General features: G+C 34.0%; 15 protein-coding genes. 9 read left to right on the plus strand and 6 right to left on the minus strand.

Annotated features, from left to right (window positions below; translation table 11 throughout):
• The first annotated feature begins 60 nt into the window (after nucleotides 1–60).
• Entirely contained in the window at nucleotides 61–330 is a 270-nt protein-coding gene (locus B5X64_RS01110; RefSeq protein ID WP_079463498.1) for a CPCC family cysteine-rich protein, read from the plus strand.
• 91 nt (nucleotides 331–421) lie between these two features.
• Here the strand turns inward: B5X64_RS01110 and B5X64_RS01115 are convergent, their stop codons facing one another.
• Together B5X64_RS01115 and pepT are read right to left on the minus strand one after the other, a co-directional pair.
• Nucleotides 422–670, minus strand: a complete 249-nt coding sequence (locus B5X64_RS01115) for a hypothetical protein (RefSeq protein ID WP_079463499.1) — start codon at nucleotides 668–670, stop codon at nucleotides 422–424.
• Between the two features lie 141 nt (nucleotides 671–811).
• Complete coding sequence (pepT, locus tag B5X64_RS01120; protein WP_079463500.1) at nucleotides 812–2,059, minus strand: peptidase T; 1,248 nt, start codon at nucleotides 2,057–2,059, stop codon at nucleotides 812–814.
• Nucleotides 2,060–2,245: 186 nt separating this feature from the next.
• On the opposite strand from pepT, the gene B5X64_RS01125 reads away from it, so the two are divergent.
• The 4 genes from B5X64_RS01125 (at nucleotide 2,246) to B5X64_RS01140 (ending at nucleotide 5,155) form a co-directional block, all read left to right on the plus strand.
• Complete coding sequence (locus tag B5X64_RS01125; RefSeq protein WP_079463501.1) at nucleotides 2,246–3,094, plus strand: hydroxymethylglutaryl-CoA lyase; 849 nt, start codon at nucleotides 2,246–2,248, stop codon at nucleotides 3,092–3,094.
• Nucleotides 3,095–3,098: 4 nt separating this feature from the next.
• Entirely contained in the window at nucleotides 3,099–3,689 is a 591-nt protein-coding gene (locus B5X64_RS01130; RefSeq protein ID WP_079463502.1) for a hypothetical protein, read from the plus strand.
• 12 nt (nucleotides 3,690–3,701) lie between these two features.
• Entirely contained in the window at nucleotides 3,702–4,103 is a 402-nt protein-coding gene (locus tag B5X64_RS01135; RefSeq protein ID WP_079463503.1) for an OsmC family protein, read from the plus strand.
• A 215-nt stretch (nucleotides 4,104–4,318) separates the two neighbouring features.
• Nucleotides 4,319–5,155: a sulfurtransferase gene (locus B5X64_RS01140; protein WP_079463504.1), complete on the plus strand. Its 837-nt coding sequence runs from the start codon at nucleotides 4,319–4,321 to the stop codon at nucleotides 5,153–5,155.
• 164 nt (nucleotides 5,156–5,319) lie between these two features.
• Here B5X64_RS01140 and B5X64_RS01145 read toward each other — a convergent pair whose 3' ends face one another.
• The 4 genes from B5X64_RS01145 to B5X64_RS01160 form a co-directional block, all read right to left on the minus strand.
• On the minus strand, nucleotides 5,320–5,646 hold the full coding sequence (locus B5X64_RS01145; RefSeq protein ID WP_066677091.1) for an SUF system Fe-S cluster assembly protein: 327 nt from the start codon (nucleotides 5,644–5,646) through the stop codon (nucleotides 5,320–5,322).
• 36 nt (nucleotides 5,647–5,682) lie between these two features.
• Nucleotides 5,683–6,384: a 3'-5' exonuclease gene (locus B5X64_RS01150; protein ID WP_079463505.1), complete on the minus strand. Its 702-nt coding sequence runs from the start codon at nucleotides 6,382–6,384 to the stop codon at nucleotides 5,683–5,685.
• Between the two features lie 100 nt (nucleotides 6,385–6,484).
• Nucleotides 6,485–6,832 carry a tRNA-binding protein gene (locus tag B5X64_RS01155; RefSeq protein WP_066677087.1) on the minus strand — a complete coding sequence of 116 codons (348 nt, stop codon included), beginning with the start codon at nucleotides 6,830–6,832 and terminating at the stop codon, nucleotides 6,485–6,487.
• 56 nt (nucleotides 6,833–6,888) lie between these two features.
• The gene (locus B5X64_RS01160) at nucleotides 6,889–7,668 is read right to left on the minus strand and encodes a hypothetical protein (RefSeq protein WP_079463506.1); all 780 of its coding nucleotides are present in this window, start codon (nucleotides 7,666–7,668) and stop codon (nucleotides 6,889–6,891) included.
• A gap of 348 nt (nucleotides 7,669–8,016) precedes the next feature.
• On the opposite strand from B5X64_RS01160, the gene B5X64_RS01165 reads away from it, so the two are divergent.
• From B5X64_RS01165 to B5X64_RS01180, 4 genes are all read left to right on the plus strand, one after another.
• Entirely contained in the window at nucleotides 8,017–8,334 is a 318-nt protein-coding gene (locus B5X64_RS01165; protein ID WP_123921017.1) for a hypothetical protein, read from the plus strand.
• 115 nt (nucleotides 8,335–8,449) lie between these two features.
• A complete protein-coding gene (locus tag B5X64_RS01170; RefSeq protein ID WP_079463507.1) occupies nucleotides 8,450–9,328 on the plus strand; it encodes a DUF3347 domain-containing protein in 879 nt (292 codons plus the stop codon).
• Between the two features lie 8 nt (nucleotides 9,329–9,336).
• Nucleotides 9,337–11,649, plus strand: a complete 2,313-nt coding sequence (locus B5X64_RS01175) for a multicopper oxidase domain-containing protein (RefSeq protein WP_079463508.1) — start codon at nucleotides 9,337–9,339, stop codon at nucleotides 11,647–11,649.
• Between the two features lie 153 nt (nucleotides 11,650–11,802).
• Nucleotides 11,803–13,338, plus strand: coding sequence for a YifB family Mg chelatase-like AAA ATPase (locus tag B5X64_RS01180; protein WP_079463509.1), 1,536 nt, complete (start codon nucleotides 11,803–11,805; stop codon nucleotides 13,336–13,338).
• Nucleotides 13,339–13,403: the final 65 nt, after the last annotated feature.

Consider the following 13,403-nt stretch of genomic DNA (forward strand, 5'->3'; position numbering starts at 1 on the left):
TTTTAAATATTGTGAAGTCACTGCATTTTTTGTAGTGGCTTTTTTGTTTAATATTGGCAGATGGATAAAAAAAATAATGATTTAAATGTTCAATGTAACTGTTGTGGATATTTTTCTCTTGAAGAGAAAGGAGTTGCTGAAATTTGTCTTGTTTGTTTTTGGGAAGACGATGTAGAAACTGATTTAGATGTTATCAGTAATCCAAATCGGATGACATTAAGAAATGGAAGAAAAAATTTTCTTGAATTTGGAGCTTGTGAAGAAATATTTATAAAAGATGTTATAAAAAATCCTGAAAGCAAGTATAGAAAAGGTATTGTTAAAGTTTAGAAGAGTAATTTTCCTGTAAGAATAAATTTAGATATTATTAGGCTGATATTTCAAAAAAAAATCTCTACAGTTTTGCAGAGATTTTATAATTTTAAAAAGGTTGTTCAGTACATCTGTCATCACCGGGAGGACAATAAGGTGTCCCACCACCGCCTCCGCCACCTCCAACAGCGACGCATTGTCCCGGGTTTCCGTCATCATTCATTTCGCATGCTTTTCCAAAAGTACATTCGCAATCGGTCCAGCAATAAGCGGAATCGCCATTCGTATGGCAGCCAGACCCGGCTCCGCCAAGAATTGTTGATAAATCTTTTCTCAGAAGTTTTTTAATGTTTTTCATAGTTAAAAGTTTTGTATTTGGTTGAAATATTTTACATTTTTAAAGATAGAAAATTAAAATGAATCTCTTTGATTTTAAATGATTTGGAAATAAAAAAACCATTGCAAAAGCAATGGTTTTCATATAATAAGTAAATTACTTTTACGCTTTCACAATATTTACAATCACCTCAGTTGCCTTCATCATACTTTCCAAAGCAACATACTCATAAGGTCCGTGGAAGTTGATCCCGCCGGCAAAAATATTCGGACAAGGCAATCCCATATAAGATAATTGCGCTCCGTCTGTACCTCCTCTGATAGCTTTTATTTTAGGCTCAATTCCCGCTTCTTTCATTGCTTTTGCAGCAAGATCTACGATGTGCATTTTGCCTTCAAATTGCTGCTTCATGTTACGGTATTGCTCTTTAATTTCAACTTCAGCGGTTTTTTCGCCGTGTTTCGCATTAAACTCAGCAACTTTTTGCTCCATGAATTTTTTTCTTACTTCAAATTTTTCTTCGTCATGATCACGAATAATGTATTGAAGTTTACATTCTGAAACATCAGAAGTTACATCCATCAAATGATAAAATCCGTCAAAACCTTTCGTCGTAGAAGGTGTTTCGTTTGCAGGAAGAGACTGGATAAATTCTGCCGCCAAAAGACTTGCGTTTACCATTTTTCCGAAAGCATAACCAGGATGCACACTCAATCCGTGGATTTTTACTACTGCTCCGGCTGCATTGAAATTTTCATATTCCAATTCACCAACTTCTCCGCCATCCATTGTGTAAGCGAATTCAGCTCCGAATTTTGCTACGTCAAATTTATGTGCTCCTCTTCCAATTTCTTCATCGGGAGTAAATCCTACTGCAATTCTTCCGTGCTTGATTTCAGGATTCGCCATAAGGTATTCAGCTGCTGTTACGATTTCAGCGCAACCTGCTTTGTCATCGGCTCCAAGAAGTGTTGTTCCGTCTGTGGTAATCAAAGTAGAACCGATATATCTTTTTAAACTTTCAAATTTTGATGGCGATAAAGTGAAATTTGTTTCTTTATTTAAAATCAAATCCTGACCTTCATAATTTTCCCAAACCTGAGGTTTTACATTTTCACCATTAAAATCCGGAGACGTATCGTAATGAGAAATAAATCCTATTGTCGGCTGATTGTCGTTTTCCAAATTTGAGGGAACGTAGCCCATAATATAACCGTGCTCGTCAATAGAAACATTTTCCAAGCCTATTATTTTCAATTCTTCAACAATGTAATTGGCAATGTTCCATTGTCTTTCTGTTGAAGGAGTGGTTTCGCTTTCAGCATCACTTGTTGAATATATTTTTACATAGCTGAGAAAACGGTTCAGCAGTTTTTCTCTCCACATCGAGTTGAATTCTATTGTACTCATTTTGATATCATAAATTTTAACAAAGTTAGCAAATTTGAGGCTCAGAATAGGTTATTTGTTGCTGAATGTATTGTATTGAAATTTTAAATCGGAAATAAATTATTGATAATCAATTTAATATTAGCTTTGTTGAAAGCAAGAACTAAATAGTTTAGTTTTATTATATTTGAGAAAATCAAAAGTACAATGTTTCTTACCGAATGCCCTAGAGATGCGATGCAGGGTTGGGATGAGTTTATCCCGACCGATAAAAAAATAGATTACATCAATTCACTGATGGAAGTTGGATTTGATGTGCTTGACTGCCTGAGTTTTGTCTCTCCTAAAGCAATTCCACAAATGGCAGATTCTGCTGAGGTTGCCGAAAATATCGATAAATCTTTGTCTAATACCAAAGTTTCTGCAATTATTGCCAATTATAGAGGTGCTGAAAAAGCTTTGAAGCATCAGTCTGTAGATATTTTGGGGTTTCCTTTTTCTATTTCTGAAACTTTTCAGCACAGAAATACCAATAAAAATCAGGAGGAAGCTTTTGATGATATTGTAAAGATGGTCGAACTCACAAAAACTGAAGGCAAAGAGCTGAATATTTACTTTTCAATGGCATTTGGAAACCCGTATGGTGAAATGTGGAAATGGGAAGACGTAGATTTTTGGGCCAATAGATTTTCCGAAATCGGAATTAAAAATATCCTGCTTTCCGACACAACTGGAGTAGCAACACCGGAAACTATTGCTTTATTATTCGAAAAAATTCCGTCAAAATATCCTGAAATAGATTTCGGAGCACATTTTCATAACCGTTACGAAGATTCTTATTCTAAACTAAAAGCAGCTTATGATAAAGGTTGCCGAAGATATGATTCTGCCATCAAAGGAATTGGCGGCTGTCCGATGGCAAAAGATGATTTGGTAGGAAATATGCCGACAGAGCAAGTAATCAATTTTATGAGTGTAGAAAAAGCACAACACAATTTAAACTTATTGAATTTCGAAAGTTCTTATAACAGAGCAAAAGATATTTTTCATTTTTAGAGATATGAAGAAGTTTTACATACTATTATATTTTATTTTAGGGTTCACAGCTACTGCACAGTTAAAAGAGGTTCAAAAACTTAAAAATATTGAAAAGAAATATGATTCTATTTTGGTTAATTATCAGAAAAATGCAAAGGATTCTTTAGCCGATTTAAAGAAGGTAGAACGAAACAAAATCATGGCTTTGGAAGAGGCGAAGATTTTAGAAAGAAAGAAGAAAGAAGAATACACCCAGTTAGATAAAATTCGAAAAGAGGAGATGGAATTATCTGGAAAGAGTATTACTGAAAAATCTAGAAAATGTGAAATGGGTGCAGATTTTCAAATGCCTAACCTTTTAAATAAATTGAAATACAAACCAACCATCGATAAAACTAAAGAAAAAGCAAAAACACGCGAATTAACAAGTGTTGTTACTTTTCAGGTAACAGCCGATGGATATGTTAAAAATGTTAAGGCTACTGGAGTAAATGAAGATTTTAATAAAGAATTAGAATTAACGTATTACAAAGTTGAAAAGATGATGCCAATGTGCTTTAATGGAATCACAAAGACCAAAAATTTCAGACAACCCATAAAAGCCAACTTTTAAATTAATAAAATCATGACATCAAAAATAACATACATAGGAGGTTTAAGATGTTCAGCAGAGCATTTACAATCTGGAACCATCATCGAAAGTGATGCGCCAACAGACAACCACGGAAAAGGCGAGAAGTTTTCTCCAACCGATTTGTGTGCAACTTCTTTGGCAGAATGTGCATTAACAACCATTGCCATTTTAGGAAAAGATAAAAAAATCAATATTGACGGAGCTTATTGTACGCTTCAGAAAATTATGAAAACCGAGCCGAGAAGAATCGGTGAGATTGTTTGTAATTTTGTTTTTTCAAAACAATATTCAGATGAGGAAAAAGCTTTTATTGAGGAAACCGCCCACAATTGCCCGGTTGCCAAAAGCCTTCATCCGGAACTTGTACAGACAATGATTTTCATTTATCAATAACAAAAACCGCAGAGATTTCTGCGGTTTTTTATTTTTAGCTTTAATAGATTTTTGCAGATTTGAAACCTAAATCCAACTGAGTTTGGGATAAGAAATTAAGCGAAATCTTTGCGTTATATGGATAACACTTTTATAATGAGTTGTTTGTGATTGCTGCTTAACCCTAATTTTCGTAAATTAATCTGCGAGAAAAATTTAAATTAAAATAAACATTCATGTTTCCCATAATTTCACCAAAACAATTAAAAGAACTTTCGCCTGAAAACCTTATCATTCTTGATGTGCGAACCGGAAAAGACAGTTATCAAAACTATCTGAATAAACACCTTAAAGAAGCCAGATTCGTTGATCTAGATAAAGATTTAGCTGAAATTGTTGAAGATGCAGCTTATGGAGGAAGGCATCCTCTTTCAAAAATTCAAAAGTTCTCAGAAACCGTTTCTTATTTAGGAATTTCAGAAGATTCTCATGTCATTATTTATGATGATAAAAACGGAGCTAATGCTGCAGCGAGAGCATGGTGGATGTTGAAATCTTTTAACTTGGAAAACGTACAGGTTTTAGATGGCGGAATTCAGGCGGCTGAAAAAGAAGGTTTGGAGTTTTCATCAGGAAAAGAAACTTTTGAGAAATCTGAAATCATTATAAAAGAACATTGGTTTCTTCCTGTTTCAAGCTTGGAAGATGTTGAAAATGAATTAATAAACGAATCTACTACCGTTATTGATGTAAGAGATTCTTATCGTTATAAAGGTGAATCTGAACCAATCGATTTAGTTGCAGGTCATATTCCTGGAGCAATTAATATTCCTTTTTCTGAAAATTTAGATAAAAACGGAAACTTTTTGAAGCCTGAATTTTTAAAAGAAAAGTATTCAAAATTATTAGAAAATAAACCTGAAAAACTAATTATTCATTGTGGTTCGGGAGTTACGGCATGTCACACAATTTTGGCGCTTGCTTATGCCGGATTTGAAATTCCAAATTTATATGTGGGTTCGTGGAGTGAATGGAGCAGAAGAGAAGGAAAAGAGATCGTAAAAGAAATTTAAGATTTTTGTCATTAGCCACACGGAATCTGCGATTTCTTAGAAAAGAAGAATCTCATTCATTTATAGATTCTTCACTCCACGTTGTTACGTTCAGAATGACAGTGTGAACAAAATAAAAAAAAGCTGCCAAAAATTGACAGCTTCATTATTTATTTAAAGAAAATTTAAAGCATTCCCAGCTCAAACTTGGCTTCTTCACTCATCATGTCTTTATTCCAGCTTGGTTCGAAAGTGAGCTCCAATTCCACTTCGTTTACATTTTCTACTGTTTTTACCTTGTCTTTTACTTCCTGTGGTAAAGTTTCTGCAACCGGGCAGTTAGGAGTGGTTAAGGTCATAATGATTTTCACATCAGCTTCATCGGAAATCTGTACATCATAGATCAACCCCAATTCATAAATATCCACTGGAATTTCAGGATCATAAACGGTTTTTAATATTCTTATAATTTCTTCTCCTATATCGGCAATCTGATCGTCTGTAAATTTCATTTTATCGTTTTAATGACCGTTTAAACGGTATTTTATTTAATCTAAATTGATATTCCTTTTTAATAAATCTTCCTGACGCATCCGTCTGAAAATATTGGCCAAAGTTAAGACATCTTTTTCACAATAATCAACTATTCGTTGCAAGTCTTTTTCTATGTAGTAGATTGATGAAACCATTGATCCGTCGATGTCGTCTTTCGGGGTTGGGATTCCGAAAACATGAGCCAAAAGTTCTAGCGAAATATAGCTTTTATAATCTCCGAATTTCCACAGTTCCATAGTGTCGATATGTGGAATTTCCCAAGGTTTCTTTCCAAACATTTGGAATGGGGTCGGAGGCATCATTCCGTTGATGAGAAATCGTCTTGCAATCCAAGGAAAATCAAATTCTTTTCCGTTGTGAGCGCAGAGAATCACATCACGCAGTCTTGGGCTGTTAAAAAGTTCGCCAAATTCAGTCAACATTTTTTTTTCATCATCATCTGCGAAGCTTTTGATTCTTAAAGTATCGTTTTTCTCAAGCATTCCAATGGTAATGCAGATAATTTTTCCAAATTCTGCCATAATTCCCGCTCTGTCGTAAAAATCTTCAGCTGAAATCTCATCTTTCCTTTGAAATCTTGTTTTTTTATCCCAAAGATTTTGTTCAGTTTCAGAGAGTTCTTCCCAAGAACCAGCGTTAGGAACTGTTTCAATATCAAGGAATAAAACTTTTTCTAATGGGATATTTTGTATCATATATGTGTTTGATTAATTATTTTTAAAAACTAAATTTTATTATCATATTGAAACCTAACAAGTTTCAAAAAACCGTTAGATTTACATTTTTTTAAGAAATTTACCCGACCTGTAATCCATTTTTTGTAGGAAGAGAGGGGGAAAGCAGGGTTACATCTTTTGCATCCTCACCATAAACTCCTAAAACCAGACATTCACTGAAAAAATTGGCAATCTGTTTTTTTGGAAAATTAACCACAGCTAAAATTTGTTTTCCAATTAAATCTTCTTTGTTGTAAAGCGAGGTGATTTGTGCAGCAGATTTTCTGGTTCCTAAATCTCCAAAATCGATCTCGAGTTGATAAGAAGGGTTTCTGGCTTTTTCAAAATCATTCACGGAAATAATTGTTCCGCATCGAATGTCTAATTTCTCAAAATCTGTCCAGGATATTTCAGGTTTTATGTTCATATTGATATTTTTAAATTCTAAATTTTCATGCTAAGTACAGATTTTTTTAACTGCTATTATTTTTTAGGATTGGTTGATATATTCATACTTTCAGAAGTTATAACACCTATAAATAAATTTACATATTTCTTTTTATCACCTTTACTTAAATATTTGTATAAATTTTTGTTTAAAATTAATTTAAAGGTTGCTTTGTAAGGAATGTCTGGATTCAGTCTCCAATAAAACTCATGGTAATCAAATAAATCCTGTCTTTTAAGAAAGGGATTAAAATAAATTTTATATTTGATTGTAGTTTTGGGTGCAATAGTAATCATACTCTTCAAAATATACCAATTGTATATTGAGTGTAAATCACTGCCTAGTTTATTTTTTTCTTTCCATTCCTTTATTTTAATTAATCTCTCAGTTTTTAATTTATCTATTTCTGTTTGATTTGTTTTTGGCAGAATCTCGAGATGATGAGACATATCAAATTCTTTATCAATAAATTTATTTTTCTGATACAAAAAAGGATAAACTCCTAAAACATTAAATAAATCAGGATCGCGAATAAAGTCCTCTCCTTTGTAATATAGCTTAGTATTCTCTGCGTATGGTAGAACGTAACTAAGGGTATCTAAAGGTAATGAAATTGGTTTTTCAGAATTATTAAAAATTGAAATTTCAAAAATGTGACCTCTATATTTAAATTCTATATCATCTACAAAATCATTTTTTGGGACATATGGAGTGAAAGCATCATATTTTAGTTCTTCAACTTGTAAAGAAAGTTGACAGTATAAAGTAATGCTGACAAAAAATAAAATTAAAGATAAAAAAGATTTTATTTTCATAAATTAATTATCATTTTAGCCGTTAACTATAAAATTATCACTCTTAACATTCCTCAAAGATTTTTCTTCATAGTAATAGGTCTTACTCAGAAAAGCCTAAGATTCTTAACAACATTATTAAAATTTAAACTTAAAATCTGCCCAGCATATTTCAGGTTTTATATTGGTCATGATTCAACAAAGTTTTTAGTATAAAAATTATCAGATTCCCGAATATATGACAATTTTAAAGACAAAATTTCATAAAATCATTATTTGTTTGCTATATTCAACTAAAAATGCTAATTTAGCAAGAAGATGTATCGTCATATTTACATATTGATTTTTGCTTGTTTAGGATTTTTATTAATGCCTACTCAAACTTATGCGTGCAGTATGGAAGGTATGAAGAAAGAAAAAACAAATTCTCACCATACATCTGCATCTAAAAATGATGATTGCAAAGACAAATGCAGCCATCAAAATAATAAAAAAAATCATTGTGGTAACGACTGCAACAATATGCTTTGCAAGTGTCCTACAAACTGCAATACCACTTTTTTTCACTCTAACAGCTTCACTTTTATCAAAAGTGTACAACCAATAATTGAAACCTCTTTTTCAAATGAAGAAAGCAGTGTTTCTAAAGGTTTTTATTCCATTTGGCTGATTCCTAAGATAGGATAATTGTACTCTGTACGGCCATAAATATGTGCTTTTGAAAACATACCGTTTTCAATCTTTCTTATCATTTAAAATTAAATCAAAGCAATGAAAAATCGTTGCTGCTAAAAAAAATATAATGAAATCAATATCAAAAATATTGGGATTAATGATGCTATTTGTTTCATTGGTATATTCTGCCCAAATAAAAAATGCAAAAACCGAAACCACTAAAATCTACGGAAACTGCGACATGTGCAAATCAACGATTGAAAAATCGGGAAATGTGAAAAATGTAGCCATGGTAAACTGGGACAAAGATTCTAAAATGGCAACCATAACCTATGATTCAAAGAAAACCAACGAACAGGAAATTTTAAAAAGAATTGCTAATGCAGGATACGACAGCGAGTCATTTTATGCGCCAGATGATGTGTATGCTAAACTTCCATCTTGTTGTCAGTATAAAAGAAATAAGACAACAGCAATGGATGACCACGGGCATGAGCATTCTTCAATGAAAAGTTCTGTGTCAAACGTGAACGATCACTCTTCAATGTCTGATCATTCTTCAATGATTCAGGAAAGTAAACCGGCTGGTTCGCCTTTGCAAAGTATTCAGGATTCTTATTTTTCATTAAAAAATGCTCTTGTAAAATCTGATGCTAAAACTGCTTCTGCAAAAGGGAAAGAATTAACAGATGCGATCACTGCTGTAAAAATGAATGAACTGTCTGCTACAGAGCATGATGTTTGGATGAAAGCAATGAAAAGCTTAAATAGTGACGCTTCAGCAATTGCTAAAACGCAAGACATAAAAAAACAAAGAGAAGCCTTCAAAACGTTATCTAAAAACATGTACGACTTGCTAAAAACCTCAAAGATTTCGACACCTGTTTATTATCAGTATTGTCCGATGCAGGATGCCAATTGGCTGAGTACGGAAAGTACAATCAAAAACCCATATTACGGAGCACAAATGCTTACTTGTGGAAATACAGTGGAAACTTTAAAATAAAGAGTAATATGCTAAAAACTAAATATATAGTTATCGGGATTTTATTTTCTTTTTTCTTTGTAAAAGCACAGGATCATTCTGCGCATAATATTCATAATGCTCAGAACAAAAAAGTACTTCCTTTTCCTGAAAAAAAGTTAACTGGTGGTAAAACAGTAACGTATCATCTGTATGTAAAAGATACTTTGGTTAATTTCACCGGAAAAGTGAAAAGAGCGATTGCGGTTAATGGGCAAATTCCTATGCCTACGCTTACATTTACAGAAGGCGATACTGCGGAGATCATCGTGCATAACCATATGAACGAAGAAACTTCCCTGCATTGGCATGGATTGATGTTGCCCAACAAAGAAGACGGCGTTCCTATGCTTACTCAAATGGGAATTAAACCACATTCAACGTATACTTATAAATTTCCAATTATTCAGCACGGAACGCATTGGTATCATTCTCATTCAGGTTTGCAGGAGCAGATAGGAATGTATGGATCGATGATTTTGAAAAAGAGAGATGACGACCCTACATTTAGAAAAGGAATTGATGATATTCCAGCAATTCCCCTGATTTTAAGCGAATGGACAGATTTGAATCCTCATAATGTGCATAGAATGCTTCACAACGCAAATGACTGGTTTGGGATAAAGAAAAAAAGCACTCAAAGTTATTGGGAAGCCATAAAAGAAGGACATTTTGGAACAAAAGTGACCAATGAATGGAAACGGATGCTTGCAATGGATGTAAGCGATATTTATTATGACAAATTTTTAATTAATGGTACATCTGAACAGCAGTTGTCTCAATTTAAAGCAGGGGATAGGGTGCGGCTTCGGATTTCCAACGGAGGAGCTTCGTCCTATTTCTGGATCAATTATGCAGGTGGGAAGATTGAAGTTGTGGCAAACGATGGTAATGATGTAGAGCCGTTGATGGTAGACAGACTTATCATCGGAGTTTCTGAAACGTATGATATTGTGGTGACAATTCCCGAGAAAAATACTTCTTACGAGCTTTTAGTAACTCCAGAAGATAGAACCAAATCGGTTTCAATTTATGTAGGAGAAGGCATCAAGCAGCTCCACGCTCCGCTTCCTAAACTTAAATATTTTGAAGGGATGAAAATGATGAACGATATGATGAAGATGAATGGAGATATGAAAGATATGGGAATGGGAATGAGCCTTCAAAAAATGGATATGAACGCAGTGATGTATCCTGAAATTACAGGCGAGAAAGCAAAAGATCGTCAAAAAATGGAAATGAATAAAGACGCAAAAATGAACCATTCTTCACACGGTGCAGGAAATACTGATATTGTAACCTTAAATTATAATATGCTAAAGTCTCCTTATGATACTTCTTTGCCGAAAAAAGATTCTATAAAAAATATTACCCTTACTCTTACAGGAAATATGAACCGTTATGTCTGGAGTATGGATAATAAAGTGCTTTCGGAAGTTGATAAAATTCCAGTTAAAAAAGGAGAAATATTAAGAATTAAATTGATCAACAATTCTATGATGAGGCATCCGATGCACCTTCATGGTTTTGATTTCCGTGTTCTTAACGAAAACGGCTCTCAAGCTCCATTAAAAAATGTATTAGATATTATGCCCATGGAAACAGATGTTATAGAATTTGAAGCAAATACAGAGGGCGATTGGTTCTTCCACTGTCATATCTTATATCACATGATGGCAGGCATGAACAGAGTTTTTGCAGTAGGCGACTACAAAAACCCGGAAATTCCGGATAAAGAAAAGGCCTATAAAATGCTTCAGGACGAAAGTAACGAATGGCATCTTATGGCAGAAAATGATTTTGCAACCAATGGTAACGACGGACAAGCAATGTTGCAAAACGCAAGATGGAGCATCGGTACAGAATGGAGATTGGGATACAACAGTATGCACGGCTACGAAACAGAAACCCATATTGGTCGATATATCGGTAAAATGCAATGGTTAATGCCTTTTATTGGTTTCGATTGGAGATACAGAAACTCTCATGGTTCTGAATCGGAAAAAAACCTTTTTTGGCAGAAAAGCAAAAAAGATCAAAGAGCAACAATTAGTGCAGGAGTTTTGTATACTTTACCCATGTTGATTGATTTTCAGGCAGAAGTCTTCACAGACGGAATTGTGAGGCTTCAATTAAGAAGAGAAGATATTCCTCTTACTCGAAGATTGCGCGGTGCTTTTTCTGTCAATACCGATAAGGAATATATGCTGGGTTTAAAATATATCGTTACCCGAAATGCATCCTTATCAACCCATTATGATAGCGATATGGGCTTTGGAGCGGGAATTACATTGGTTTATTAATCAGATTTTTACCAATTTTAAAAACGAGTTTTCTTTATATTAATAATTCGGGACAGAATATTCTGTCCCGAATTATTTTTTTTAAATTTAAATAAATACTGTAAATCATTACTTATTGAAAAAAAATAATTATTTTTATAAAAAAAACACACAATGCTGATTAAAATATATGGAAGTTCCATTTTCGGCGTTTCCGCACAAACTATAACTATTGAAGTCAATATTGATACAGGTGGAGTCGGTTATCATTTGGTAGGCCTTCCCGATAATGCTATCAAAGAAAGCAGTTACAGAATTTCTGCTGCACTCAAAAATTGTGGTTATAAAATTCCCGGAAAAAAAGTTACGATTAATATGGCGCCCGCAGATTTGCGGAAAGAAGGTGCTGCGTACGACTTGAGTATCGCAATCGGAATTCTGATTGCCTCTGACCAGATTCTTGGTGAAAATGTACAAGATTATATCATTATGGGAGAGCTTTCACTTGATGGAGGCTTGCAACCGATAAAAGGAGTTCTTCCAATTGCCATTCAGGCTCGTGAAGAAGGATTTAAAGGAATTATTTTACCTAAACAAAATACCAGAGAAGCAGCCATTGTCAATAATCTTGATGTATATGGTGTAGAAAATATTAAAGAAGTCATTGATTTTTTTAATGAAGGAAAACCTCTTGAGAAAGTGGTGTTAGATACCAGAAAAGAATTTCAGGACAAGGTCAATAATTTCCCGTTTGATTTTTCTGAAGTGAAAGGTCAGGAAACCGCTAAAAGAGCAATGGAAGTTGCTGCAGCAGGTGGTCATAATATTATTCTTATCGGTCCACCGGGAAGTGGAAAAACAATGCTGGCAAAAAGAGTTCCGAGTATTTTGCCACCACTTACTTTAAAGGAAGCTTTAGAAACCACAAAAATACATTCTGTAGCCGGAAAAATGGGAACGGAGACTTCTTTGATGACCGTTCGTCCATTTCGTTCACCTCATCACACCATTTCAGACGTTGCACTTGTCGGCGGTGGAAGTTATCCGCAACCGGGAGAAATCTCACTTGCTCATAACGGAGTTTTATTTTTAGACGAAATGCCGGAATTTAAAAGAACGGTTTTGGAAGTAATGCGTCAACCTTTGGAAGACCGTGAAGTAACGATTTCAAGAGCAAGGTTTACCGTAAATTATCCTTCAAGCTTTATGCTAATTGCTTCAATGAATCCAAGTCCAAGCGGATATTTTCCCGACGATCCCAATAATACGTCTTCTGTTTTTGAAATGCAGCGGTATATGAATAAACTTTCGGGACCACTTTTAGACAGAATTGATATTCATGTTGAGGTGCAGAAAGTTGAATTTGGACAACTGACCGAAAAAAGGAAAGGCGAAAAAAGTGAAGACATCAGAAAACGGGTTTTAATTGCCCGGGAAATTCAAAATGAAAGATATAAGGATTTGGCAATTAGTTACAATGCTCAAATTGGTTCTCGTGAATTGGAAAAGTTTTGCGAGTTAGATGATGCATCTTTTAATCTTATCAAAATGGCAATGGAAAAACTGAATCTTTCAGCAAGAGCCTATGATAGAATTCTAAAAGTTGCCAGAACAATTGCTGATCTTGAAGAATCTGAAAGTATTTTGTCTCATCATATTTCTGAAGCAATACAATACAGAAGCCTCGACCGAGAATTTTGGAATGTGTAAAATAAGTTTTAATTAAATAAAAAGCACCCCTAAATAAAAATTTAGGAATGCTCATTGAAACCATT

Origin of the sequence: Chryseobacterium balustinum, assembly GCF_900168205.1 — a bacterium.
Lineage (GTDB): Bacteria > Bacteroidota > Bacteroidia > Flavobacteriales > Weeksellaceae > Chryseobacterium > Chryseobacterium balustinum.

Coding starts and splice junctions, on each gene's coding strand:
- B5X64_RS01110 (WP_079463498.1), top strand. CDS start 61: ATGGATAAAAAAAATAATGATTTAAATGTTCAATGTAACTGTTGTGGA.
- B5X64_RS01115 (WP_079463499.1), bottom strand. CDS start 670: ATGAAAAACATTAAAAAACTTCTGAGAAAAGATTTATCAACAATTCTT.
- pepT (WP_079463500.1), bottom strand. CDS start 2,059: ATGAGTACAATAGAATTCAACTCGATGTGGAGAGAAAAACTGCTGAAC.
- B5X64_RS01125 (WP_079463501.1), top strand. CDS start 2,246: ATGTTTCTTACCGAATGCCCTAGAGATGCGATGCAGGGTTGGGATGAG.
- B5X64_RS01130 (WP_079463502.1), top strand. CDS start 3,099: ATGAAGAAGTTTTACATACTATTATATTTTATTTTAGGGTTCACAGCT.
- B5X64_RS01135 (WP_079463503.1), top strand. CDS start 3,702: ATGACATCAAAAATAACATACATAGGAGGTTTAAGATGTTCAGCAGAG.
- B5X64_RS01140 (WP_079463504.1), top strand. CDS start 4,319: ATGTTTCCCATAATTTCACCAAAACAATTAAAAGAACTTTCGCCTGAA.
- B5X64_RS01145 (WP_066677091.1), bottom strand. CDS start 5,646: ATGAAATTTACAGACGATCAGATTGCCGATATAGGAGAAGAAATTATA.
- B5X64_RS01150 (WP_079463505.1), bottom strand. CDS start 6,384: ATGATACAAAATATCCCATTAGAAAAAGTTTTATTCCTTGATATTGAA.
- B5X64_RS01155 (WP_066677087.1), bottom strand. CDS start 6,832: ATGAACATAAAACCTGAAATATCCTGGACAGATTTTGAGAAATTAGAC.
- B5X64_RS01160 (WP_079463506.1), bottom strand. CDS start 7,668: ATGAAAATAAAATCTTTTTTATCTTTAATTTTATTTTTTGTCAGCATT.
- B5X64_RS01165 (WP_123921017.1), top strand. CDS start 8,017: ATGCCTACTCAAACTTATGCGTGCAGTATGGAAGGTATGAAGAAAGAA.
- B5X64_RS01170 (WP_079463507.1), top strand. CDS start 8,450: ATGAAATCAATATCAAAAATATTGGGATTAATGATGCTATTTGTTTCA.
- B5X64_RS01175 (WP_079463508.1), top strand. CDS start 9,337: ATGCTAAAAACTAAATATATAGTTATCGGGATTTTATTTTCTTTTTTC.
- B5X64_RS01180 (WP_079463509.1), top strand. CDS start 11,803: ATGCTGATTAAAATATATGGAAGTTCCATTTTCGGCGTTTCCGCACAA.